This window comes from Paraburkholderia sp. Tr-20389 (genome assembly GCF_017104565.1).
Classification (GTDB): Bacteria; Pseudomonadota; Gammaproteobacteria; order Burkholderiales; family Burkholderiaceae; genus Paraburkholderia.
In genome coordinates this window covers 31,660-54,641 of sequence record NZ_JAAGPD010000011.1, presented here as the reverse complement: position 1 = coordinate 54,641, position 22,982 = coordinate 31,660, and the positions used below count along the sequence as shown (strand labels likewise).

Genomic DNA, 22,982 nt, shown 5'->3' with positions numbered 1-22,982 from the left:
CAAAGAGTCAACTCTCCCAATCAGGAGTACACGATGAAAGCAAACATGCTGACCCGTAGCGCCGTCGCGGCGGCCGTCGTCATCGCTTTGTCGGCGGGCTATGTGGCCGGCCACCGCAACGTCCCGGCGCCCGCGGTGATCACCCCCGCAGTCGCCGCGGCGATGATGCCCGCCGAAGCAGCGGCCAAAACGGGTATCCCCGACTTCTCGGGGCTCGTCGAAACGTATGGTCCCGCTGTCGTGAACATCAGCGCGAAGCATGTCGTGAAGCAGACGGCGATGCGCGGCGGCAATAACAGCGGCCAGTTGCCCATCGACCCGAGCGATCCGTTCTATCAGTTCTACCGTCACTTCTTCGGCCAGATGCCGGGCGGCCCCAATGGCGGCGGTGACGACGGCGGCGACCGTCCGAGCGCGAGCCTTGGGTCGGGCTTCATCGTCAGCAGCGATGGTTATGTGCTGACCAATGCGCACGTCGTCGACGGCGCGAACGTCGTCACCGTGAAGCTCACCGACAAGCGCGAGTACAAGGCGAAAGTAGTGGGCGCCGACAAGCAGTCGGACGTCGCAGTCCTGAAGATCGACGCGAAGGATCTGCCGACCGTGAAGATCGGCGATCCGCGCCAGAGCAAGGTCGGACAGTGGGTCGTCGCGATCGGTTCGCCGTACGGCTTCGACAACACGGTGACGTCGGGCATCATCAGCGCGAAATCGCGCTCGCTGCCGGACGAAAACTACACGCCGTTCATCCAGACGGACGTGCCCGTGAATCCGGGTAATTCGGGCGGCCCGCTGTTCAATCTGCAAGGCGAAGTGATCGGCATCAACTCGATGATCTATTCGCAGACGGGCGGCTTCCAGGGCCTTTCGTTCGCCATCCCGATCAATGAGGCGATCAAGGTCAAGGACGATCTCGTGAAGACGGGCCACGTGAGCCGCGGCCGCCTTGGCGTCGCCGTGCAGAGCGTGAACCAGACGCTCGCGGATTCGTTCGGTATGAAGAAGCCGCAAGGCGCGCTCGTCAGCTCCGTCGATCCGGGCGGTCCGGCCGCGAAGGCAGGCCTGCAGCCGGGCGACGTGATCCTGTCGGTGGACGGTGTCGATGTGGCGGACTCGTCGGCATTGCCGTCGCAGATCGCCGGTATCAAGCCGGGCACGCAAGCCGACGTTCAGGTATGGCGCGACAAGTCGACGAAAGATCTGAAAGTGACGATCGGCTCGCTGTCGGATGTGAAGGCGGCTGCGAACGCCGACGGCGGGCCCGCGCAGATGCAAAGCCGCCTCGGCGTCGCCGTGCGTCCGCTCACGCCGCAGGAGAAGAGCGGCGCATCCGTGTCGCATGGTCTGCTGGTGCAGGACGCGAGCGGCGCGGCAGCCAGCGCCGGTATCCAGCCTGGCGATGTGATTCTGGCCGTCAACGGACGGGCGGTGTCGAGCGTCGACCAGTTGAAGCAGGCGGTATCGGGAGCGGGCAACAGCATCGCGCTGCTGATCCAGCGCGACAACTCGCAGATCTTCGTGCCGGTCGATCTCGGGTGATTCGACTGAGACGGGAATAGCGGCAGCACCGGATGGCGTCACCAGGCGGCGTCCGGTAAAAGCTGCCGGCCGTGGAAAAAGTGGCGGTTCGCTTCCTGTCCGGGCGAGCCGCCATTTTTCGTACAGGCCCGAATTACGGGGCCGCGCCGGGCCGCGCAGCGATGCGTGCGCTACGGGCATACAGATTGCGTGTGCTGAGTCGATCAGGACTGTTCGAGTTCGCCCTTAAGGAGCCACGCAATGATTCATCGTCGCATCGTCGCCCGCGCCGTCTCGGCTGCGGCTGCGACCGTTCTCACGCTCGGTCTGACGGGCGGCGCATATGCGCAGCAGGCGAGCGAAGTCACGGGCGGCACCACCGCCGACAGCACCAGCGCGGGCAACGTCAACGGCGGCGGCCTGCCGCAAGTGCAGCAACAGGGCGACGTGTCGTACACGTCGGGCGGCGTCGGCCTCGACGAATCGAAGGCGCTGCTTGCCGCACAAAGTCAGTGGCCGCTGTCGCTGCGCTTCACGGGGCCCGGCTCGGACTATCTCGCGGACGTGAAGGTCAAGATCGTCGATGCGCACGGCGGCAGCGTGCTGGATACCACGTCGCGCGGACCTTATATGCTTGTCAGACTGCGCCCCGGCCGCTACACCGTGCACGCCGCCTACAAGGACAACGATCAGTCGAAGCCCGTCACCATCCCGGCGAAGGGCACGGCGAAGGCGGGCTTCTACTGGGGTACGCAGTAAGCCTGCCTGGCGTCTCGCTCGCAACTTGAGCGGGCAAGGAACGGCAGGCGCGGGCCGGCGTCGGCGAAGGGCAACAGGAACGCGCCCGGCAGCCGGCGCACGGCCCGCGTTTCAGGGAGAACGGCCACGGCGCGCCTCGGCAATCCGTGAAGAAACGCGCTGCAATCCGTAGAGACCCGATGTCCCACTAAGGGCGCGCAAGTGCGGCGCGTTTGGTCAATAATGAAGCCACGGACACGCTCCGTGGCTTTTGCATTCGAAGCCGACGCCGGGCGACCGAGGGAGACGCGCATCGCAGAATCACAACGAAGCGGCGCGTGCCACGAATGCCGGGCTGGCGATCCAGCCGGGCGGCCGATCGGAGCGTGCACGCACGTGCCAGCAGCGGAGCGGACGACATGAACGATGCCCCATCAGGCGCAAGCGCCGAAGACGCGGACAGCGGCAATGCCAGACACGGCGGCGTTGCGTCCGGCGGTGCGCCAGCGCACAGCGGGAGCGAAGAAGCGAGCCATACGATTACCATTACGGCCAACCAGCATCGGGTGCGCGTGATCCATCAGGGCGTGACGTTCGCGGATACGCACACCGGACTCACCCTGAGCGAAACCGGTTGTGCCGACGTGTTTTATTTCCCCCGCGCCGACGTGAACATGGCGCGGCTCATCAGATCGACCCATATGTCGCATTGCCCGTTCAAGGGTGAAGCGTCGTACTTCCATCTGCATACGGAAGACGAGACGATCGAGAACGCAGTCTGGAGCTACGAAAACCCTTTGGAGCGAGTGAAGCAGATAGCTGGGTATGTTGCGTTTAGCGCATCGAGTGTCGACCGCATCGATCAGACGTCCTGATCCCGCAGTCGCGCGTTCTTCGGGGAGGCTGTCATGGAATTGAACGACGCATTGAGAGTGCCGCTGGCGCCGTCCGAAGTCTGGGACGCGCTGCAGGATCTCGCGCTGCTGCGCGCGAGTCTCGACAATTGCGAGTCGTTGCGTCGACTCCAGGGCGGTGAATATCTGCTGACGATGACGGTGCCGCTCGGGCCGCTGCGCGCGCACTATCACATACGCGCGCACGTCGCGAGCGAGGACGGCGCGATGAGCGCGAAGCCGCATCGCACGCTGAACTTCAAGGCGCGCGCCGAGGGCGTCGGCTCGCTGCGCGGGCAAATCGACGTGTCATTGCGTACCGACGATCACCTCCATCTGCCGGGCCGCGGTCCGAGCACACGCATCGACTATTCGGTGTGGGCGACCTCGACGGGACCGCTTGCGCAACTCCCCGCGCGCCAGATCGAAAACGCGCTGCACGAACTCGCCGATGACTTCTTCACGGAGTTCTGCGCCGTCGTGCAGGCGAAGCACGGCAAAGGCCCGAACCGCGCGACGGGTACGCAGGGGCGTCGGCAGCATGTGTTCCTGCGGCCGATCAGCCTGAGCGGCGTCGCGCGCCGTGCGCGGTTGCATGATCAGCAGCACGGCGGCACGCTAACAGGCCGCGCCGCGCACTCGCTGCTGCACGGCCTGCATCACGAGCACGACCCGCACGTGCTGCCGCACTGGGCGTGGGCGGTGATGATCTTCTTCGTCGCGTTGCTGCTTTACGTTGCGCGATACTTTACTCAGGGCTGACAGGCGTCGGGCCGGGTACGAGCCCGGCCGTCCTCATCGCGCTGCTGTCGCCGCGCGTCACAAGCATCACACGCCACGAAATTCCCGCCGCCACGCGGACGGCGACGTCCTGAACGCGTCAGTGAAATGCTGACGCAGCGACGCCGTCGAGCCGAATCCCGCCATACCCGCAATCGACTCGATCGGCTCGTCCGTGCCTTCGAGCAGTTGCTGCGCGCGTGCAAGCCGTTGCGTCAGCAGCCAGGCGCTCACCGTCGTGCCCGTCGCCGCCTTGAAATGCCGCGTGAACGTGCGGCGGCTCATCGCGGCGCGAGCGGCAAGCGAATCGAGTGTGTGCGGCGCGTCCAGCGCACCGTTCACCCAGTCGAGCAAGGCGGACAGACGGTTGCCGCGGACGTCCCGCGGCATCGGCTGCTGCACGTACTGCGCCTGACCGCCCTGGCGATGCGGCGGCACCACCAGACGCCGCGCGATGTAGTTCGCGCTCTGCGCGCCGCACAGCTTGCGCACCACATGCAGGCAGCAATCGAGCCCAGCCGCCGTGCCCGCCGACGTGAGGATGTCGCCGTCGTCGACATACAGCACTTGCGGATCGACCTGCACGTTCGGAAAGCGCCGGGCGAAGTCGGCGGCCCACGCCCAGTGCGTCGTCGCCGGGCGTCCGTCGAGGAGACCCGCGGCGGCGAGCACATAGGCGCCGAGACACAGGCCGACCAGCCGCGCGCCGCGTGCGTGCGCCGCGCGCAGTGCGTCGAGCAGCGCGGCGGGCGGGGCTTCATCGGGATCGCGCCAGGTGGGCACGATGATCGTGTCGGCGTCGGCGAGCGCGTCGAGCCCGTGCGGCGCGGCGATCGAAAAGCCCGCGGTGGTCGACAGCGGGCCGGCGTCGATCGAGCACACGCGGAACTCGAAGCCGAGTACGCCGCCGTCGCTGCGGTCCTCGCCGAACACGACGCACGGAACGGATAGATGGAACGGGCTGATGCCGTCGAAGGCGATGGCCGCGACGGTGTGCGCCTGCCTTCGCGCGGCGCGGCTCGCGGCGTCCTGTTGCTGACGGGCACTCGCATCGGACGCGGGCCGTTCGACAGGATGTTGGATCGACTTTGCAGCGGAGTGGGCCATCGCGGCCTCCCGTTCGATATGGCGAATGGCCCGATCCTAGCGAAAATTGTCATTCGGGTCACTGTCGTGCGACGGGCGGAAAGCGAACAATGCGCACATCCCGGCTGCAACGTCAGCCGCCGGTCCTAACTATCAAGGAGAGTTGTCATGCCGACGCCACGCCGCGCCCTGATCGTCATCGATGTGCAGAACGAGTACGTCACGGGCGACCTGCCGATCGAATACCCCGACGTGCAGACGTCGCTGCCGAACATCGGCCGGGCAATCGATACGGCGCGCGCCGCACAGATTCCCGTCGTCGTCGTGCAGAACTTCGCGCCGGCGGGCTCGCCGATCTTTGCGCGCGGCAGCGAAGGCGCTGAGCTGCATGCCGTGGTCGCGTCGCGCGAACGCGATCACTACGTCGAGAAAGCGCTGCCGAGCGCGTTCACAAACACCGATCTGGCCGGCTGGCTCGCCGCGCATGAGATCGACACGCTCACGGTGGTCGGCTACATGACGCATAACTGCGACGCGTCGACGATCGTTCACGCCTTGCACATGGGTCTTGCCGTCGAGTTTCTGCACGACGCGACGGGTTCGGTGCCCTATGAGAACAGTGCGGGCTTTGCCAGCGCCGAAGAGATCCATCGGGTGTTCAGTGTCGTCTTGCAGTCGCGCTTCGCGGCGGTCGCGAGCACGCAGCAATGGGTGGCGGCCGTGGAGTCGGGCGGGCAGCTGGAACGCGGCTCGATCTATACGTCGAATCAGAAGGCGCGCGGGAAGACCGCGGCGTGAGTGAAGTTGGAAGGGCGCCTGGCTTGCCGGCGCCCATTCGACGCGTGCAAGCGGTCAGCAAAGAGCCGCAGCTAACGAAGAAGCGAAGTCAGGCGCCCATGCGCAGTGCCGGACTGCGCAGCGCATCGATCATGCTCTCGACCATCTGCCGCGCATGCCGGCCGAAGTCCAGCACTTCCGGTACGAACAGCATGTCCTTCAACGATCCGCTGATGAACGCGTGCACCATCGACGCGGCCACGGGCACATTCATGTCCGCGGGCAGTTGCCCTTTGGAGATCGCGTTGCGCATACACGTCTGGATGTTCGTCAGGCCCTCGCGCATCGTGTTCTGATAGCGCGCCATCACGGGCCCCATTTCTTCGACGAACTCGCACTTGTGGAACAGGATGTCGAACACGCGGCGGCGGTGCGGGTCGTTCGCCGTGTCGCGCAGACAGACCGTGCAGATTTCGATGAGGCGGCCGAGCGGATCGGCCTCGTTCGGGTCGACGGAAGCGGCTTTCAGTTCGTCGAGCGGCAGCAGCACGCGGTCGAACATTTCCGTGAAGAGCTCGCCCTTGTTGGCGAAGTGCCAGTAGATCGCGCCGCGCGTGACGCCCGCCGTCTGCGCAATGTCGGCCAGCGACGTACGCGACACCCCTTTCTCGGAAAAAACCTGCTCGGCTGCATCGAGGATGCGGGTGCGCGTCTCCTGCGCTTCTTCCTTGGTTCGACGGACCATTCTTGTGACCTGCGGTGGATACGGGGTTTCCCCTGACGTTTTTAAACGCGCCTGATAAAGATCATTTCACGTGCACGTTAATGCTTGGCTGATCTTTCGGGGGAAGGCCTTCTTTGGGGTTGAACGCACTTTTACGTGCATTCATGAATGTATATATAATAGCACCCCATCGATCGGATGGCTCATGTTGGAGTGAACGGTTAATATCCGTCACTGTTGTATTTCCATGCACTTTTGCGCTGTCTCAAAGAATGGGCAGCGCGGTGCGGCATTTCCCGGTTTGGCGCATTTCGCAATGGGTGCACCCGCAGGAAAAGCATTCGTGAGCGTCCGGTCACGGCGTCGTTGAGATGCCAATGTGCACAAGCCTTCTCCGGAGAGAGATGCACGCACTTTTTCCTTCTCAGTCTTTGACAGAGGTCGCTCCATGCGCGTCGAACGGGTTCCATTCCGCTTACTCACTGCCGCGACGGCTGCCGTAATGCTGGCAGCGTGCGGACAAAAACAATCAGCACCTCCGCCTCAAACGCCTGAAGTCGGTGTCGTCACGGTCCAGCCGCAAGCCGTGCCCGTCGTCACCGAATTGCCGGGCCGCACCAATGCATTCCTCGTCGCGCAGGTGCGCGCGCGGGTCGACGGCATCGTGCTGCGCCGCGAATTCACGGAAGGCACGCAGGTCAAGGCCGGCCAGCGTCTGTACAAGATCGACCCGGCGCCGTACATCGCCACGCTGAACAACGCGAAGGCATCGCTTGCCAAGGCGCAGGCGAATCTCGCGTCGACCACCGCGCAAGCGAACCGCTATAAGGTGCTGGTGGCGGCGAACGCCGTGTCGAAGCAGGACTACGACAACGCCGTGGCCGCCGAAGGTCAGGCGGCCGCCGACGTCGCAGCGGGCAAGGCCGCCGTCGACACCGCGCAGATCAACCTCGGCTACACGGACGTCGTTTCGCCTGTGACAGGCCAGGTCGGCATTTCGCAGGTCACGCCGGGCGCGTACGTGCAGGCGAGCCAGGCGACACTGATGTCGACCGTGCAGCAGCTCGACCCCGTCTATGTGGACGTCACGCAGTCGAGCCTCGCCGGCCTGAAGCTGCGCCGCGAAATCCAGGCAGGCCGCCTGAAGACCAACGGCCCGAATGCCGCGCAGGTCGAGCTGGTGCTCGAAGACGGCCGCGTCTATTCGGAGAAGGGCAAGCTGCAGTTCACCGACGTCACCGTCGATCAGACCACGGGCTCCGTGACGATCCGCGCGATCTTCGCGAACAAGGATCACGTGCTGCTGCCGGGCATGTTCGTGCGCGCGCGCATCGAGGAAGGCGTCAACGAAAACGCGCTGCTGGTGCCGCAGATCGGCGTCACGCACGACCAGAAGGGCCAGCCGACGGCGCTGGTGCTGAACAAGGACGACAAGGTCGAGCTGCGCACGCTGCAGGCTACGTCCACTTACGGTCAGTACTGGGTGGTCGAAGGCGGCCTGAATGCGGGCGATCGCGTGATCGTGAACGGTGTCGACAAGATCAAACCGGGCGCGCAGGCGAAGGGCGTGGCGGCGCAACTGCCGCCGCCGGGCGCAGCTTCGGACGCAAGCGCGGCGGCTGCGCCGGGCGCGCCCGCTGCAAGCGGCGCGGCCGCGGCCTCCGCAGCATCGGGCGCGTAATCAAGGGGAGCCTGTTTCATGGCAAAGTTTTTTATCGATCGCCCGATCTTTGCTTGGGTGATCGCCATCATTCTGATGCTGGCGGGTCTGGCGTCGATCTTCACGCTGCCGGTCGCGCAATATCCGACGATTGCGCCGCCTGCCGTGCAGATCAGCGCGACGTATCCGGGCGCATCGGCAAAAACGGTTGAAAACACCGTCACGCAGGTGATCGAGCAGCAGATGAGCGGTCTCGACCACCTGCTGTACCTGTCGTCGACTTCGGACGACTCGGGCACGGCCACGATCACGCTGACGTTCGCGGCCGGCACGAACCCGGACATCGCGCAGGTGCAGGTGCAAAACAAGCTGCAGCTCGCGACGCCGCTGTTGCCGCAGGTGGTGCAGCAGCTCGGCACGAAGGTGACGAAGTCGAGCAGCAGCTTCCTGCTGGTGATGGCGTTCGTGTCGACGGACGGCAGCATGACCAAGTACGACCTCGCGAACTACGTCGCGTCGAACGTGCAGGATCCTGTCAGCCGTATCGACGGCGTGGGTACCGTCACGCTGTTCGGCTCGCAGTACGCGATGCGGATCTGGCTCGACGCGCACAAGCTGACCAACTTCGGCCTCACGCCCGTCGACGTCGAAACGGCGTTGCAGGCGCAGAACGTCCAGGTGGCGGGCGGCTCGCTCGGCGGCACGCCGTCGATTCCGGGCCAGCTGCTGCAGGCCACGATCAGCGAAGCGACGCTGCTGACCACACCCGAGCAGTTCGGCAACGTGCTGCTGAAGGTGAACCAGGACGGCTCGCAGGTGCGCATCAAGGACGTCGCGCGGATCGAGCTGGGCGGCGAAAACTACAACTTCGACACCAAGTACAACGGTCAGCCGACGGCGGGCTTCGGTATCCAGCTGGCGACGGGCGCGAATGCGCTGGCGACGGCGAAGGCCGTGCGCGACAAGATCGACCAGCTGTCGAAGTACTTCCCGCACGGTCTGGTCGTGAAGTATCCGTACGACACGACGCCGTTCGTGCGCCTGTCGATCGAGGAAGTGGTCAAGACGCTGCTCGAAGGTATCGTGCTGGTGTTCCTGGTCATGTACCTGTTCCTGCAGAACCTGCGCGCCACCTTGATCCCGACGATCGCGGTGCCCGTGGTGCTGCTGGGCACGTTCGCGATCATGAGCGCGGTCGGCTTCTCGATCAACGTGCTGTCGATGTTCGGTCTCGTACTCGCGATCGGCCTGTTGGTGGACGATGCGATCGTGGTCGTGGAGAACGTCGAGCGGGTGATGTCCGAGGAAGGGCTGTCGCCTAAAGAGGCAACCCGCAAGGCGATGGACCAGATCACGGGCGCGCTGATCGGCGTGGCGCTCGTGCTGTCGGCGGTGTTCGTGCCCGTCGCGTTCTCGGGCGGTTCCGTCGGCGCGATCTATCGTCAGTTTTCGCTGACCATCGTCGCGGCGATGGTGCTGTCCGTGCTGGTCGCGTTGATTCTGACGCCGGCACTGTGCGCGACGATCCTCAAGCCGATTCCGCAGGGACATCACGAAGAGAAGAAGGGCTTCTTCGGCTGGTTCAACAAGACCTTCGACAAGAGCCGCGACAAGTATCACTCGGGCGTGCATCACGTGATCAAGCGCTCGGGCCGCTGGCTCATCATCTATCTGGTGGTGATCGTCGCGGTGGGTCTGTTGTTCGTGCGTTTGCCGAAGTCGTTCCTGCCGGATGAAGACCAGGGCACGATGTTCGTGCTGGTGCAGACGCCGTCGGGCTCGACGCAGGAAACCACGGCGCGCGCGCTGAAGGACATCTCCGACTGGCTGCTGAACGACGAGAAGTCGATCGTCGAATCGACCTTCACGGTGAACGGCTTCAGCTTCGCGGGCCGCGGTCAGAACTCGGGTCTCGTGTTCGTGCGGATGAAGGACTACGCGGAGCGTCAGCACGCGGACCAGAAGGTTCAGGCGCTGGTCGGCCGGATGTACATGCACTTCGCGGGCTACAAGAACGCGGTCGTGTTCCCGGTCAATCCGCCGTCCATTCCGGAACTGGGCACGGCGTCGGGCTTCGACTTCGAGCTGCAGGATCGCGCGGGTCTCGGCCACGAAAAGCTGATGGCGGCGCGTAACCAGCTGCTCGGCATGGCCGCGAAAGATCCGACGCTCGCGCAGGTGCGTCCGAACGGTCTGAACGACACGCCTCAGTTCAAGGTGTCGATCGATCACGAAAAGGCGGCGGCGCAAGGCGTGAGCCTCTCGACCATCGACCAGACGTTCTCGATCGCATGGGCATCGGCCTACGTGAACAACTTCCTCGATACGGACAGCCGGATCAAGAAGGTGTATCTGCAAGCCGACGCGCCGTTCCGTATGACGCCTGAGAACCTGAGCGACTGGTACGTGCGCAATACGGCGGGCAGCATGGTGCCGTTCTCGGCCTTCGCAAGCGGGCAGTGGACGTACGGTTCGCCGAAGCTCGAGCGCTATAACGGTATCTCGGCCGTGGAAATCCAGGGTCAGGCCGCGCCGGGCAAGTCGACGGGTCAGGCAATGACGGCGATGGAAGCGATCGCGGCCAAGCTGCCGGCCGGTATCGGCTACGAATGGACGGGTCTGTCGTTCCAGGAACGCCAGTCGGGTTCGCAGGCGCCGATCCTGTACGGCATCTCGATTCTCGTCGTGTTCCTGTGTCTTGCCGCGCTGTATGAAAGCTGGTCGATTCCGTTCTCGGTGATCATGGTGGTGCCGCTCGGCGTGCTGGGCGCGCTGCTCGCCGCGACGTTGCGCGGGCTGGAAAACGACGTGTTCTTCCAGGTCGGTCTGCTGACCACAGTGGGTCTGTCCGCGAAGAACGCGATTCTGATCGTGGAATTCGCGCGAGAGCTGCAGCAGGGTGAAGGGATGGGGCCGGTGGAGGCGGCGCTGGAAGCGGCGCGTCTGCGGTTGCGTCCTATCCTGATGACGTCGCTCGCGTTCATTCTCGGCGTGCTGCCGCTCGCCATCAGCAACGGCGCGGGTTCGGCCAGCCAGCACGCGATCGGCACGGGCGTGATCGGCGGTATGTTGACGGCGACCTTCCTCGCGATTTTCATGATCCCGATGTTCTTCGTCGTGATTCGCGCGAAGTTCACGGGCGAGAAGGAAGACCCGGACGAAGCGATGAAGCACTACAACGAGCACCATCCGCATGACCCGCAGGGCGGCAGCGGCCCGGGCAACGCCAGCTGAGGACATTGAGATGCATAAATATTCTTTGATGGCAGTGGCCGTCGCGCTGTTCGCCACGGGCTGCACGATGGAGCCGAAGTACCACCAGCCGGCCGCACCCGTTTCGGGCGCCTTCCCGAGCGACGGCGTGTACGCGACGCAGCCCGCGCCCGGCGCGGGCGCGCGCTCGGCGAACGGCCAGTCGGCGGTGGAGATCGGCTGGCGCGACTTCTTCGTCGATCAGCGTCTGCAACGTCTGATCGAGATCGCGTTGCAGAACAATCGCGATCTGCGCGTGTCGGTGCTGAACATCGAGGCGTCGCGCGCGCAGTATCAGATTGCACGCGCAGCGCTGTTCCCGACGCTCGACGCGTCTGCATCGCAGACGAAGCAGCGCACGCCGAAGGATCTGTCCGTGTTCGGCAATACGATTTCCAACGAGTATTCGGTCGGCTTGAATGCGTCGTGGGAAATCGACTTCTTCGGCCGCATTCGCAGCCTGAAGGACCAGGCGCTCGCGCAATATCTGGCGACCGCTCAGGCACGCAAGGCGGCGGAAATCGCGCTGGTCGCTTCGGTCGCGGATCAGTACATGACCGTGCTCGCCTATGATGATCTGCTGAAGGTCACGGAGAACACGCTCAAGACTGCGCAAGATTCGTATCGCATCACGAAGCTGCAATACGACACGGGTACGGGTTCCGAACTGGACTTGCGTCAGTCTGAGACGGTTGTCGAACAGGCCAAGGCGGATCTGCAGTCGCAGGCGCGTCTGCGCGCACAGGCGGAGAATGCACTGGTCGTGCTGATCGGTGAGCCGTTGCCGTCGGATCTTCCGGGCGGCATCGTGCTTAACGATCAGACTCTGCTGACCGACATTCCCGCCGGTCTGCCGTCGGATCTGCTCACGCGTCGTCCCGACATCATGGAAGCCGAGCAGAATCTGCTAGCGGCCAACGCGAACATCGGCGCGGCGCGCGCGGCGTTCTTCCCGAAAGTTTCGCTGACAGGCAGCTTCGGCACGCTGAGTCCGTCGCTCGGCGGGCTGTTCAAGCCGGGCTCGGCGGCGTGGAGCTTCGCGCCGACGATCACGCTGCCGATCTTCGAAGGCGGTCAGAACAAGGCGAACCTCGATCTCGCGAACGTCGAGAAGAACATCCAGATCGCGCAGTACGAGAAGGCGATACAGACCGCGTTCCGCGAAGTGGCCGACGGGCTCGCTGCGCGCGGCACTTACGATCAGCAGATCCAGGCGCTCGAACGGAATACGTTCGCGGAGCAGCGCCGACTCGATCTGTCGGATCTGCGTTACCGGAACGGCGTCGACAGCTATCTCGCCGTACTGACTGCGCAGACGGATCTGTACACCGCGCAGAGGACGCTGATCACGGCGCGCATGGAGCGTCTGACGAACCTCGTCGATCTGTACAAGGCGCTCGGCGGCGGCTGGATCGAACGTGCGGGCGATCAGCCGCGTCCGGCGGATGCGCCTGTCGATTACGGCGCGGCCAGCGCGCCCGTTGCTGCTTCGGCTGCGACGGCAGGCTGAGACGCCGGGTTCGAGCGACAGTCGCTTCCTTCCTGACAGCAAAAAACGCCACGGCACGCCGTGGCGTTTTTTTTTTGCGACGCGTCCTACAAACCTTGGCCTGATGGCCAGTTCAGTTCTCCAGATCGTTTTCAACCGCTAGCATCGAATGCGGATCGTCGACTCGTCGACGATTCTCTAAGTTGTCAATTGACAACCATGTGAGATACGCCTTAGACTGGAGCTGTTCATGAATCGTCGAAGTCATTCAAAGAAGGAAGTCGAGTCGGCACTCGGCTATGCGGAAGCAAACGGCTGGCGTGTCGCGCCTGCCGCAGGCAACGGCCACGCGTGGGGGCGAATGTATTGTCCCTACCACGACGCGACATGCAGATGCGGCGAGTTTTGCATCGCCAGTATCTGGTGCACGCCCCGTAACGCCGGGAGTCATGCAAGAACGTTGCGGCGCATTGTTGAGAACTGCGCGCCGCACCGTCAGAAGGTCATTTCACTGCACGTCATCGCGGGAGCAAAGCGTGCGTGTGAACGTGATTCGCAAGGGCAGCAACAGGAGCAGCAAGGAAAGGAAAAGGGGCAGACATGGAATACACCTTCACATTGAAGTACCGCCTGAGCGCGGAAGACTGTGATCACGACGACATCGTGGAGCGACTCGCGGCGGAAGGTTGCGACGACGCAACCATTGGTGTCGGTCAACCGGGACGACTTGCGCTCGCGTTCGCGCGCGAGGCGAAAAGCGCGACGCATGCGCTCGTCAGCGCATTGAAGGACGTGCGTCGCGCTGTGCCGACTGCGCAGATCGTCGAGGCTGCGCCGGACTTTGTCGGGCTCACGGATGTCGCGGAAGTGGCGGGCGTCTCGCGTCAGAACATGCGCAAGCTGATGCAATCGCACGCCACGGACTTCCCGGCGCCTGTGCACGAGGGCAGCACGTCGCTTTGGCATCTGTCCGATGTGCTCGAATGGATGCACGATCGCGGCGACTATGACATTGCGCCGGAAGTCTTCGAGGTCGCAAGGTCGGCGAAGCAGATCAATCTGATGAAGGAGGCTCGCGATCTGGAGCCGAAGGTGACGCGACACTTCAACAACCTGGTCGCGTGATCGTCTGGAAGAAACGCTGCGTGCGCATGACCAGAGTCATGCGCACGCAGGTTCAGTTTGTTGCGGCGTCTGCTTAATGCATGTCGGCGGCACGCAGCATTTCGTCACCGGCGACGGCGTCGTCATTGCCGCCGCGTCCGTCGAAGTCGTGGCCGGCGCGGCGAATGTCGCGCTTGGCGGCGCGCTCGCCCTTCACACCATTGAAGATCAGGTTCAGCACGACGGCCGAAACCGACGCCAACAGAATGCCGCTGTGCAGAAGCGGTGACAAGGCAGGCGGCAGCTTCGAGAAGAAATGCGGCGAGACGACGGGCACGAGTCCAAGACCGATGCTCACTGCGACGATGAAGAGGTTGTGATGGTTCTTCACGAAGTCGACCTTTGACAGCACCTTGATGCCATTTGCGGCCACCATGCCGAACATCACGATGCCTGCGCCGCCGAGCACGAAGGCGGGCACGGATGCGACCACCTGAGCCATCTTCGGGAACAGGCCGAGCAGCACGAGGATCACGCCGCCCATCGCGCAGACGAAGCGGCTCTTCACGCCCGTCACGCCGATCAAACCGACGTTCTGCGAGAACGACGTGTGCGGGAACGAGTTGAAGATGCCGCCGATCAGCGTGCCGAGGCCGTCCACGCGCAGACCGCGAACAAGGGCCTTCTGGTCGACGGGACGCTCCACCATGTCGCCGACCGCGAGGAACATCCCCGTGGATTCAATGAACGTGACGAACATCACGGTCACCATCGTCGCGATGGAAAGCGGATCGAAGTGCGGCAGGCCGAAGTGGAACGGCATGACGAAACCGACCCACGGTGCATTCGTCACGCCTTCCATGTTCACGCGGCCCAGCAGAGCGGCAATCACGAAGCCCGCGACGATGCCGAGCAGCACGGAAATATTCGCAATGAAGCCTTTGCCGAACTTGTTGATGAGCAGGATCAGCGTGAGTACGACGAGCGACAGGCCGAGATAGATGGGATTGCCGTAATCCGGATTGCCGACGCCGCCCGCTGCCCAGTTGATGCCGACTTCCATCAGCGAAAGCCCGATCACCGAAATCACCACGCCCACCACGACGGGCGGAAAGAAGCGCAGCAGCTTGCCGATCATCGGTGCAACGACGATGCCTATCACGCCCGCCGCGATGGTCGACCCGAAGATATCGAGTATGCCGAGGCTCGGATTCGTGCCGATCGCGACCATCGGACCGACAGCGGCGAACGTGCAACCCATGATCACTGGCAGCCGGATCCCGAAGATCCACAGGCCGAGCGTCTGGATCAATGTGGCGATCCCGCAGGAAAAGAGATCGGCGCTGATCAGAAATGCGATCTGCTCTTTCGGGAGCTTGAGCGCGCTGCCGATAATCAGCGGCACGGCGACGGCCCCTGCATACATCACCAGTACGTGCTGAATGCCGAGCGTCAGCAACTGGCCGAAGGGCAGTCGCTCGTCGCACGGATGAACCGTGTTCGAGTGCATCTTGTCTCTCTCCACATCTCGTTTTGGGATGACTCCAAGGTATGCGGGACGAAAAAGCGCGACAAGACCACGCCTCCCTATTTCAACCTTTGCCGCGACGATATGCGCGAACCAGATTTGGAACGCTCAAGTTATGCGAGATCGCGTAAATTCGCCGCGGGCCCTTATGGTGTGGTGGCTTGCGGGAAATTCATCAACACGGCATGCCGCCGCGACGTATGCGTGCCCATATGATGTGTATTGCGGTTCGCACATAATGCGTTTTCGGAGTGCGCGAAATCGGGGGTGGGTTAACCCTCGCGGGCGAGCGTGACGTGTGACAATGGCTGTCCGCGGTCTGCCGTGCAAAGCAGGCACGCGCAATACCCTCGAAGTGCGCGAAAAATCATCCATAGCAACCGCTTACTCAACGCATCGCATTCATGTCCTTTCTTGGCATCGATCTCGGTACAGGTTCGCTGAAGCTCGCGATCATCGACGATGAAGGCCGCGAGCAATGCTCGACGAGCATCGCGTATGCAATCGACACGCCGCATCCCGGCTGGGCGGAAATCGACCCGCAAGTCTGGTGGCGCGCGCTGTGCGAAGCGGCCGCGCGGTTGCCTGATTCGCAACGCAGGGCAGTGCGAGCGATCGGCTTTTCCGGTCAGATGCATGGTGTCGTGCTGAGCGACGCGCATGGCAATGCCGTGCGTCCCGCGATGCTGTGGCCCGACACACGGGCCTTGTCCTTACTGGATGCATGGCCCGCGCCACAGCCCAATCCCGTTGCGCCCGGCATGGCAGGTCCGCTGTTGCGGTGGGTCGCGCTGCACGAACCGCAATCGCTGCATGCTGCACGCTGGGCCTTGCAGCCAAAAGACTGGCTGCGCTTCAAACTGGGCGGCGCGATCGCAACCGATCCATCGGATGCTTGCGCGACCGCGCTCGCAGAACCGTCCGGCGCCTGGGATCGCGCATTGTTCGACCGGCTTGGATTGCCAGGCGACTGGTTCGCGCCGCTGGCGCCGTCGTATGCCGCGGGCGGCACGCTGTCGGATGAAGCGGCGCAGGCGCTCGGTTTGCCCGCGGGCATTTTGCTTGCGACCGGTGCGGGCGACACGCCCTGCGCTGCGCTCGGCAGCGGACTGGCCGGCGACGGCGATGCTCTGTTGACGACAGGCACGGGCGGCCAGATTCTCGTGCTCGCGAACGAGGAACCCGACGCGGTGACAGGGCTGCATTGCTATCGGGCCGCGACGGATCACTGGTATCGGATGGCCGCCATGCAGAACGTCGGCGTCGCGCTTGAAGCCGTGCGCGGCTGGCTGTCGTATGAATGGCCGGACGCCTATCGCGATGCGTTCGCGTGCGATGCCGCACCCGACCTCACGTTTCTACCGTATCTGACGGGCGAGCGCACGCCGTGGCTCAATCCCGCCGCGCGTGGCGGATGGCTGGGCCTTGCGCTCGGCATGTCGCGGGGCGCGATGATGCGCGCGGCATTCGAAGGCGTCGCGTTCTCGTTGCGCGCAGGACTCGATGCGATCCGGCAAAGCGGTGCGCGTGTACCGGCGGTGCGCCTCGCGGGCGGCGGTTCCGTCGATCCACGTTGGCGGCAGTTGCTCGCCGATACGCTGCAGGTGGAACTGCACGCCGTCGATTGCCCGAACGCGGCCGCACGTGGCGCTGCCCTACTCGGTGGCATCGCAGCAGGGCATTGGCATGCAGGCGATCTCGCTGCGCTAGCCCCTGCCGCAACGCGCGTCGCCGGGCCGCAGGACGACGCGCAACTCGCCGCGCGTTATGCGCGCTTCATCGATCTTTACGGCCGCGTCGAGCCCTGGTTCGCACAGCCGTCCACGTGACGCGCGCCGTCGCATGAGGACAATCGCGCGACGCGGCTTGCCATTCACGCGCCTTGCAGATGCGCGATCATGTTCGGAGCGCGGCGCGCGAGCATAAGGGACAATGCGGGCCGCAACGGTTCGCGGCAATCAGCCAACGGATTCGCAGGAACAGTCGGATAACAGGTTCAAGGAACTACAGGAGTATTCACGATGAAGACGAAAGCAGCAATCGCATGGAAAGCAGGCGCACCGTTGACGATCGAAGAAGTCGACCTCGAAGGTCCGCGCGCCGGTGAAGTGCTGATCGAAGTGAAGGCAACGGGCATTTGCCATACCGACTACTACACGTTGTCGGGTGCCGATCCGGAAGGTCTCTTTCCCGCGATCCTCGGCCATGAAGGCGCGGGCGTCGTCGTCGATACGGGTCCTGGCGTCGGCACGCTGAAAAAGGGCGATCACGTCATTCCGCTCTACACGCCCGAATGCCGTCAGTGCAAGTTCTGTCTGTCGCGCAAGACGAACCTGTGTCAGGCGATCCGCGCGACGCAAGGCAAGGGCCTGATGCCCGATGCGACCTCGCGCTTCTCGCTCGACGGCAAGCCGCTGTTTCATTACATGGGCACGTCCACGTTCTCGAACTACATCGTCGTGCCGGAAATCGCGGTCGCGAAGATTCGTGAAGACGCACCGTTCGACAAGGTCTGCTACATCGGTTGCGGTGTCACGACGGGTGTCGGCGCTGTCGTGTATTCGGCGAAGGTCGAAGCGGGCGCGAATGTCGTCGTGTTTGGTCTCGGCGGCATCGGCCTCAATGTGATTCAAGGCGCGAAAATGGTCGGCGCCGACAAGATCATCGGCGTCGACATCAATCCGGGCCGCGTCGAACTCGCGAAGAAGTTCGGCATGACGCACTTCATCAACCCGAACGAAGTCGAGAACGTGGTCGACCACATCGTGCAGCTCACGGATGGCGGCGCGGATTACTCGTTCGAGTGCGTCGGCAATACCACGCTGATGCGCCAGGCGCTCGAATGCACGCACAAGGGTTGGGGCCAGTCGTTCATCATCGGCGTGGCGGCGGCCGGCCAGGAAATCAGCACGCGTCCGTTCCAGCTGGTCACGGGCCGCGAGTGGAAGGGCTCGGCGTTCGGCGGCGCACGCGGCCGTACGGACGTGCCGAAGATCGTCGACTGGTACATGGAAGGCAAGATCAACATCGACGACCTGATCACCCATCACCTGAAACTCGACCAGATCAACGAAGGCTTCGACCTGATGAAGAAGGGCGAGTCGATCCGCTCGGTCGTCATCTACTAAGGGAGTGGCGCGATGCTCGAACTGATCGAATCGCACGCGTCGTTCGGCGGCACGCAGCGAATCTACAAGCACGAGTCGAAGGCGATCGGGCTGCCGATGCGCTTTTCCGTCTTCATGCCGAAAGAGGCGTCGCAGAAGAAGGTGCCGGCGCTGTTCTATCTCGCCGGGCTGACCTGCACCGAAGAGACGTTTCCGATCAAGGCGGGTGCGCAGCGCTTCGCCGCGCAGCATGGCATCGCGCTGATCGCACCCGATACCAGCCCGCGCGGCGCAGGCGTGCCAGGCGAGACGGACTCGTGGGACTTCGGCGTGGGTGCAGGTTTCTATGTCGATGCGACGCAGGAACCGTGGGGGAAGCACTATCGGATGTACTCGTATGTACGGGACGAACTGCGCGAGACCGTCGTCGATGAATTGCCCGTCGACGGCGAACGGCTCGGCATCTTCGGGCATTCGATGGGCGGTCACGGCGCGCTGATGCTCGCGCTGCGCAACCCGGACATCTATCGGTCGGTGTCGGCATTCGCGCCGATTGCCGCGCCGACGCGTTGCCCGTGGGGCGAGAAAGCTTTCAGTGGCTATCTGGGCGCGGATCGTGAAGCGTGGAAGCACTATGACGCGAGCGAACTCGTCGGCAAGGCGTCACGCAAATTCGCCGAGGGGATTCTGGTGGATCAGGGGCTCGCCGATAACTTTCTCGCGCAGCAGTTGAACCCTGACGTGTTCGAAGCAGCGTGCAAGGCGGCCGGTCAGCCGCTCACGCTGCGTCGGCATGAAGGCTACGACCACGGCTACTTCTTCATTTCGACGTTCATCGAGGATCACCTCGCGCATCACGCGAAGGTATTGCTCGGCTGAACTTCAAGGCGGGAAGCGTCGAAAGCAAAACGGGGTGGCTCATCAGCCACCCCGTTTTTTCATGTTATCTGCGCATGTGTTGCATCAACAAGCTCGCTCCGTAGACCAGCGCCGCGAGCAGCGTGATCCAGAAGCTCGTCGGCCAGTCGGTGTAGAAAGCGAGCGTCACGCCGATCCACGCTTGCGCAAGCGCGAGCAGCGCGGCGAGTACGAGTCCGACGGACAGACGCGTCGACAGGTTTTGCGCGGCGGCGGCCGGTCCGACCATCAGCGTGAACACGAGCAACACGCCGACAATCTGCGTGCACGCGGCCACGGCAAGCGCCGCGATGGCGAGAAACAGCACCGACACGAGCCGCAGCGACACGCCTTTCGCTTCCGCCAGTTCGGGCTGCAGTGAAGCGAACAGCAACGGGCGCATGATCGCAGCCAGCGCGATCAGACTGACGACGCCGAGCGCCGCGAGCACGGCCAGCGTCGACGAACTGACGCCGAGCACGTTGCCGAACAGCAGCGCGGTCACCTGCGTCGCATACGCGGTGAAGAAATGCAGAAACAGCAGACCGAAGCCGAGCGCCAGCGACAGGATCACGCCGATGGCGACATCGCGCCCCGCCAGCTTTTCGCCGAGCGCGCCCATGCCGACGCCCGCCGCGAGCGTGAAGCCGATCATCCCCCAGATCGGCGAAATGCCGATCAGCACCGCGCCCGTCGCGCCCGTGAAGCCGACGTGCGATAGCGCATGGCCCGCGAAGGTCTGCCCACGCATCACGAGGAAATAGCCGACGATGCCCGACAGCACGGCCACAATCCCCGACGCCGCGAAGGCGTTCACCATGAAATCGTATTCAAACATCGTGCGTGTGTCCGTCGCGTGAGGCGTGGTGGTGAGTCTCTTTCGACCCATGCGCGTGGCCGTGCGAATGCCCGTGCCCGTGCGGCTCGCCGTGCTGATGGTCGTCGTCTTCGTGTTCGTGATCGTGCTTTTCTACATCGAAGTCACCCGACATCACGAAGATGCGGCCGTTCACGCGCATCACGTCGATGGTCGAGCCGTAAAGGCGCGAGAGCACCGGCTTCGTGATCACCTCATCGACGGTGCCGAGCGCCGCGACGCCGTTGCCGAGATACAGCACGCGGTCGAGCGCATGCAGCAGCGGATTGAGCTCGTGCGCCGAGAACAGCACGGCGATGCCGAGTTCCTGCTGCACGCGTTTGACCAGTTCGACGACGGTTTTCTGATGATGCGGATCGAGGCTGATCAAGGGTTCGTCGAGCAGCAGCAGACGCGGATTGCCGAGCAGGCACTGTGCGAGCAGCAGCCGCTGGCGCTCGCCGCCCGACAGCTCCGACAGCGGACGCGCGGCGAGCGCGCTGCCGCCGACCAGTTCCAGCACGCGGTCGACATCGGCGCGCGCCTTGGCGTCGGCATGCGGCAAGCCCCAGCGATGCCCGTCCGCGGCCATCGCCACGAAGTCGCGGCCGCGTACGCGCCGGCCGGCGAGCGCGCTGCGCGTCTGAGGCATATAGCCGATCGACGGATTGCCGCGCACGACGGGTTCGCCTAGCACGCGAACCGTCCCGTTCGCTGCAGGCACGAGGCCGAGCACCGAGCGCATCAGCGTCGTCTTGCCCGCGCCGTTGGGCCCGAGCACGCCGATGAATTCGCCCTGGTTGATCGTGAAGCTGGTGTCGCGCAGGATCGTGCGGTCGCCGAGTTCGAGCGTCACGCGATCGAGTTCGAGCACGGGGGACGTGCCCGACGATCCCTGGCGGCGAGGCGTGTTCATTGAGTCTTTCCCTTGTTCGCGCTGCCGGTGTTGCTCGCGGCGAGCGCGTTGCCGAGCGCATCGAGTTGCGCCAGCATCCATTGCTGGTAGTTCTGGCCGGCGGGTTGCGTCTCCGTCACGCTCACCGTCGGCACGTGCGATTGCTGCGCGAGTTTCAGCATGCGTTTGGTCAGGGCCTCGGTTGCCTGGCTGTTATAGATCAGAGCGTGCACCCGCCGCTCGCGAAGATCGCGCTCGAATGCGGCGATATCCGACGCGCTCGCTTCCGTATCGTTCATTGCGGCCAGCTGGAAACGCTGGTTGCGCATGTCGAGGCCGATCGCATCCGACATGTAGCCGAACACAGGCTCTGTTGCCGTCACGCTCACGTGCGCGTACTGGCTGCGCAGCGCCGCGACCTTGTCGCCGATCGGCTTGAGCGAGCCGAGAAACTTCGCGAGGTTCGCATCATACGCCGCCTTGTGCGAAGGATCAGCCGAAGCGAGTGCCGCGCTCACCGCGCGCGCGACGGCGGGCATCGTCGACGGGTCGTACCACAGATGCGGATTGTCGCCGCTCTTCTTGCCGGTGAGTTCCGCCGCGACGATGGTCTTGCGCCCATTGCTCTTCGACGCGTTCAGCAGCTTCGTCATCCACGGATCGTAATCGGCGCCGTTGTAGACGACAAGGCTCGCGTGCTGCAACGCGCGCGCTGTCTTCGGGCTCGCTTCGAACAGATGCGGATCCTGATCCGGATTGCTGAGAATGCTCGTCACGTCGACGCGGTCGCCGCCCAGTTGCTGCACGACGTCGCCGTAGAAATTCTCCGCCGCGACGACGGGAATTTTCGCCTCCTGCGCGCACGCGGACTGGCCGAGCGCAAAAGCAAACACCGTCGACGCGGCGGCGCGCGTCAGAAACTTCCACATCGAATTGTTCTTCTTCATCGGGATGACCTGTTGACTCAGAGGCGTCTGGGTTGGATGGAATAGCGAGTGTGGGCGTCAGGCGTGGCCGTGCTTGCAGGCGGCGCACAGACCGCTCAGCTCGACGACCTGGTGATGCACTTCGAATCCGTGTGCGGGCGCGCTGTGCGACAACTGCGTGGCCAGTCCATCGCCGGGAATCTCGACGGTTTCGCCGCATGCGTCGCACATCAGGAACTGGCTTTGATGCGGCTCGCCCATCTGGCAGCACGCAAAAAACGCGTTCTTCGATTCGATCCGATGCACGAAGCCATGCTCGACGAGGAATTCGAGCGCGCGATAGACGGTGGTCGGCGGCACGCGGCCGCGCTGCGGCTCCAGCGCGGCGAGCAGATCGTACGCGCCGACGGGACGCTCGCTCTCTGCGATCAGCGTGTAGACCTGGCGGCGCAGGGTGGTCAGTGCGAGACCGCGCTCGGCGGCGAGCGCATCGGCGCGCGCGAGCTTGTGCGCTAGCCGGGCCGCCTGACCGGCGGGGACAGCGGCATGAAGATCGGATGAGCGAGGCATCGGACGAACTCTGGGCAACGTCGGATTGAACGAAGGCGCAATGATATAACGTATCTCGAAAAAATGTCATTGCCCGTTGCAAAGTCATCGCCGATTCTTAGTAAGACAGCCTTGGACGAACCTTTTTGGCGCTGCCGCGCTGCACCATCGAAATTGCGCGGCGCGCCTTGACATGACCGGAC

The 22,982-nt window shown here is 63.9% G+C and carries 19 protein-coding genes; 12 read left to right on the top strand and 7 right to left on the bottom strand.

Annotated elements, in window-relative coordinates:
- Positions 1 to 33 precede the first annotated feature (33 nt).
- From G3N95_RS14090 to G3N95_RS14075, 4 genes are all read left to right on the top strand, one after another.
- Positions 34 to 1,539 carry a DegQ family serine endoprotease gene (locus G3N95_RS14090; RefSeq protein ID WP_205970652.1) on the top strand — a complete coding sequence of 502 codons (1,506 nt, stop codon included), beginning with the start codon at positions 34 to 36 and terminating at the stop codon, positions 1,537 to 1,539.
- A 240-nt stretch (positions 1,540 to 1,779) separates the two neighbouring features.
- Positions 1,780 to 2,277, top strand: a complete 498-nt coding sequence (locus tag G3N95_RS14085; RefSeq protein WP_205970650.1) for a carboxypeptidase regulatory-like domain-containing protein — start codon at positions 1,780 to 1,782, stop codon at positions 2,275 to 2,277.
- A gap of 398 nt (positions 2,278 to 2,675) precedes the next feature.
- Positions 2,676 to 3,131, top strand: coding sequence for a DUF427 domain-containing protein (locus G3N95_RS14080; RefSeq protein WP_241018505.1), 456 nt, complete (start codon positions 2,676 to 2,678; stop codon positions 3,129 to 3,131).
- Between the two features lie 33 nt (positions 3,132 to 3,164).
- Positions 3,165 to 3,911 carry an SRPBCC domain-containing protein gene (locus tag G3N95_RS14075; RefSeq protein WP_205970648.1) on the top strand — a complete coding sequence of 249 codons (747 nt, stop codon included), beginning with the start codon at positions 3,165 to 3,167 and terminating at the stop codon, positions 3,909 to 3,911.
- Positions 3,912 to 3,977: 66 nt separating this feature from the next.
- Here G3N95_RS14075 and G3N95_RS14070 read toward each other — a convergent pair whose 3' ends face one another.
- Complete coding sequence (locus G3N95_RS14070; protein ID WP_205970646.1) at positions 3,978 to 5,036, bottom strand: helix-turn-helix domain-containing protein; 1,059 nt, start codon at positions 5,034 to 5,036, stop codon at positions 3,978 to 3,980.
- A 147-nt stretch (positions 5,037 to 5,183) separates the two neighbouring features.
- Between G3N95_RS14070 and G3N95_RS14065 the strand changes: the two genes are divergently transcribed.
- Complete coding sequence (locus G3N95_RS14065) at positions 5,184 to 5,813, top strand: cysteine hydrolase family protein (protein WP_205970644.1); 630 nt, start codon at positions 5,184 to 5,186, stop codon at positions 5,811 to 5,813.
- An 88-nt stretch (positions 5,814 to 5,901) separates the two neighbouring features.
- Here G3N95_RS14065 and G3N95_RS14060 read toward each other — a convergent pair whose 3' ends face one another.
- On the bottom strand, positions 5,902 to 6,537 hold the full coding sequence (locus G3N95_RS14060; RefSeq protein ID WP_012399894.1) for a TetR family transcriptional regulator: 636 nt from the start codon (positions 6,535 to 6,537) through the stop codon (positions 5,902 to 5,904).
- Positions 6,538 to 6,964: 427 nt separating this feature from the next.
- Between G3N95_RS14060 and G3N95_RS14055 the strand changes: the two genes are divergently transcribed.
- The 4 genes from G3N95_RS14055 (at position 6,965) to G3N95_RS14040 (ending at position 14,042) form a co-directional block, all read left to right on the top strand.
- A complete protein-coding gene (locus G3N95_RS14055; protein ID WP_205970642.1) occupies positions 6,965 to 8,197 on the top strand; it encodes an efflux RND transporter periplasmic adaptor subunit in 1,233 nt (410 codons plus the stop codon).
- Between the two features lie 18 nt (positions 8,198 to 8,215).
- On the top strand, positions 8,216 to 11,410 hold the full coding sequence (locus tag G3N95_RS14050; protein WP_205970640.1) for an efflux RND transporter permease subunit: 3,195 nt from the start codon (positions 8,216 to 8,218) through the stop codon (positions 11,408 to 11,410).
- Between the two features lie 10 nt (positions 11,411 to 11,420).
- Positions 11,421 to 12,938: an efflux transporter outer membrane subunit gene (locus tag G3N95_RS14045; RefSeq protein ID WP_205970638.1), complete on the top strand. Its 1,518-nt coding sequence runs from the start codon at positions 11,421 to 11,423 to the stop codon at positions 12,936 to 12,938.
- 579 nt (positions 12,939 to 13,517) lie between these two features.
- The gene (locus tag G3N95_RS14040) at positions 13,518 to 14,042 is read left to right on the top strand and encodes a DNA-binding protein (RefSeq protein WP_205970636.1); all 525 of its coding nucleotides are present in this window, start codon (positions 13,518 to 13,520) and stop codon (positions 14,040 to 14,042) included.
- Between the two features lie 73 nt (positions 14,043 to 14,115).
- Here the strand turns inward: G3N95_RS14040 and G3N95_RS14035 are convergent, their stop codons facing one another.
- Entirely contained in the window at positions 14,116 to 15,531 is a 1,416-nt protein-coding gene (locus G3N95_RS14035; protein ID WP_205970634.1) for a nucleobase:cation symporter-2 family protein, read from the bottom strand.
- A gap of 422 nt (positions 15,532 to 15,953) precedes the next feature.
- Here G3N95_RS14035 and G3N95_RS14030 point away from each other — a divergent pair, with 422 nt between their 5' ends.
- From G3N95_RS14030 to fghA, 3 genes are all read left to right on the top strand, one after another.
- Positions 15,954 to 17,378 (top strand): FGGY family carbohydrate kinase, encoded by a 1,425-nt coding sequence (locus tag G3N95_RS14030; protein ID WP_205970632.1) that lies wholly within the window; start codon positions 15,954 to 15,956, stop codon positions 17,376 to 17,378.
- A gap of 192 nt (positions 17,379 to 17,570) precedes the next feature.
- Positions 17,571 to 18,677, top strand: a complete 1,107-nt coding sequence (locus tag G3N95_RS14025; protein WP_205970630.1) for an S-(hydroxymethyl)glutathione dehydrogenase/class III alcohol dehydrogenase — start codon at positions 17,571 to 17,573, stop codon at positions 18,675 to 18,677.
- Between the two features lie 12 nt (positions 18,678 to 18,689).
- Positions 18,690 to 19,535, top strand: a complete 846-nt coding sequence (fghA, locus tag G3N95_RS14020) for an S-formylglutathione hydrolase (RefSeq protein ID WP_205970628.1) — start codon at positions 18,690 to 18,692, stop codon at positions 19,533 to 19,535.
- A 64-nt stretch (positions 19,536 to 19,599) separates the two neighbouring features.
- Here the strand turns inward: fghA and G3N95_RS14015 are convergent, their stop codons facing one another.
- Genes G3N95_RS14015 through G3N95_RS14000 form a run of 4 tightly spaced genes read right to left on the bottom strand, consistent with a single transcriptional unit; the run spans position 19,600 to position 22,800 of the window.
- On the bottom strand, positions 19,600 to 20,391 hold the full coding sequence (locus tag G3N95_RS14015; RefSeq protein WP_205970626.1) for a metal ABC transporter permease: 792 nt from the start codon (positions 20,389 to 20,391) through the stop codon (positions 19,600 to 19,602).
- Positions 20,384 to 21,325 carry an ABC transporter ATP-binding protein gene (locus G3N95_RS14010; RefSeq protein WP_205970625.1) on the bottom strand — a complete coding sequence of 314 codons (942 nt, stop codon included), beginning with the start codon at positions 21,323 to 21,325 and terminating at the stop codon, positions 20,384 to 20,386. Before G3N95_RS14010 ends, G3N95_RS14015 begins: the two co-directional genes overlap by 8 nt.
- Entirely contained in the window at positions 21,322 to 22,251 is a 930-nt protein-coding gene (locus tag G3N95_RS14005; RefSeq protein ID WP_205970623.1) for a metal ABC transporter solute-binding protein, read from the bottom strand. The genes G3N95_RS14010 and G3N95_RS14005 overlap by 4 nt, the downstream gene beginning before the upstream one ends.
- Before the next feature lie 57 nt (positions 22,252 to 22,308).
- The gene (locus tag G3N95_RS14000) at positions 22,309 to 22,800 is read right to left on the bottom strand and encodes a Fur family transcriptional regulator (protein WP_241018503.1); all 492 of its coding nucleotides are present in this window, start codon (positions 22,798 to 22,800) and stop codon (positions 22,309 to 22,311) included.
- Between the last annotated feature and the right edge of the window lie 182 nt (positions 22,801 to 22,982).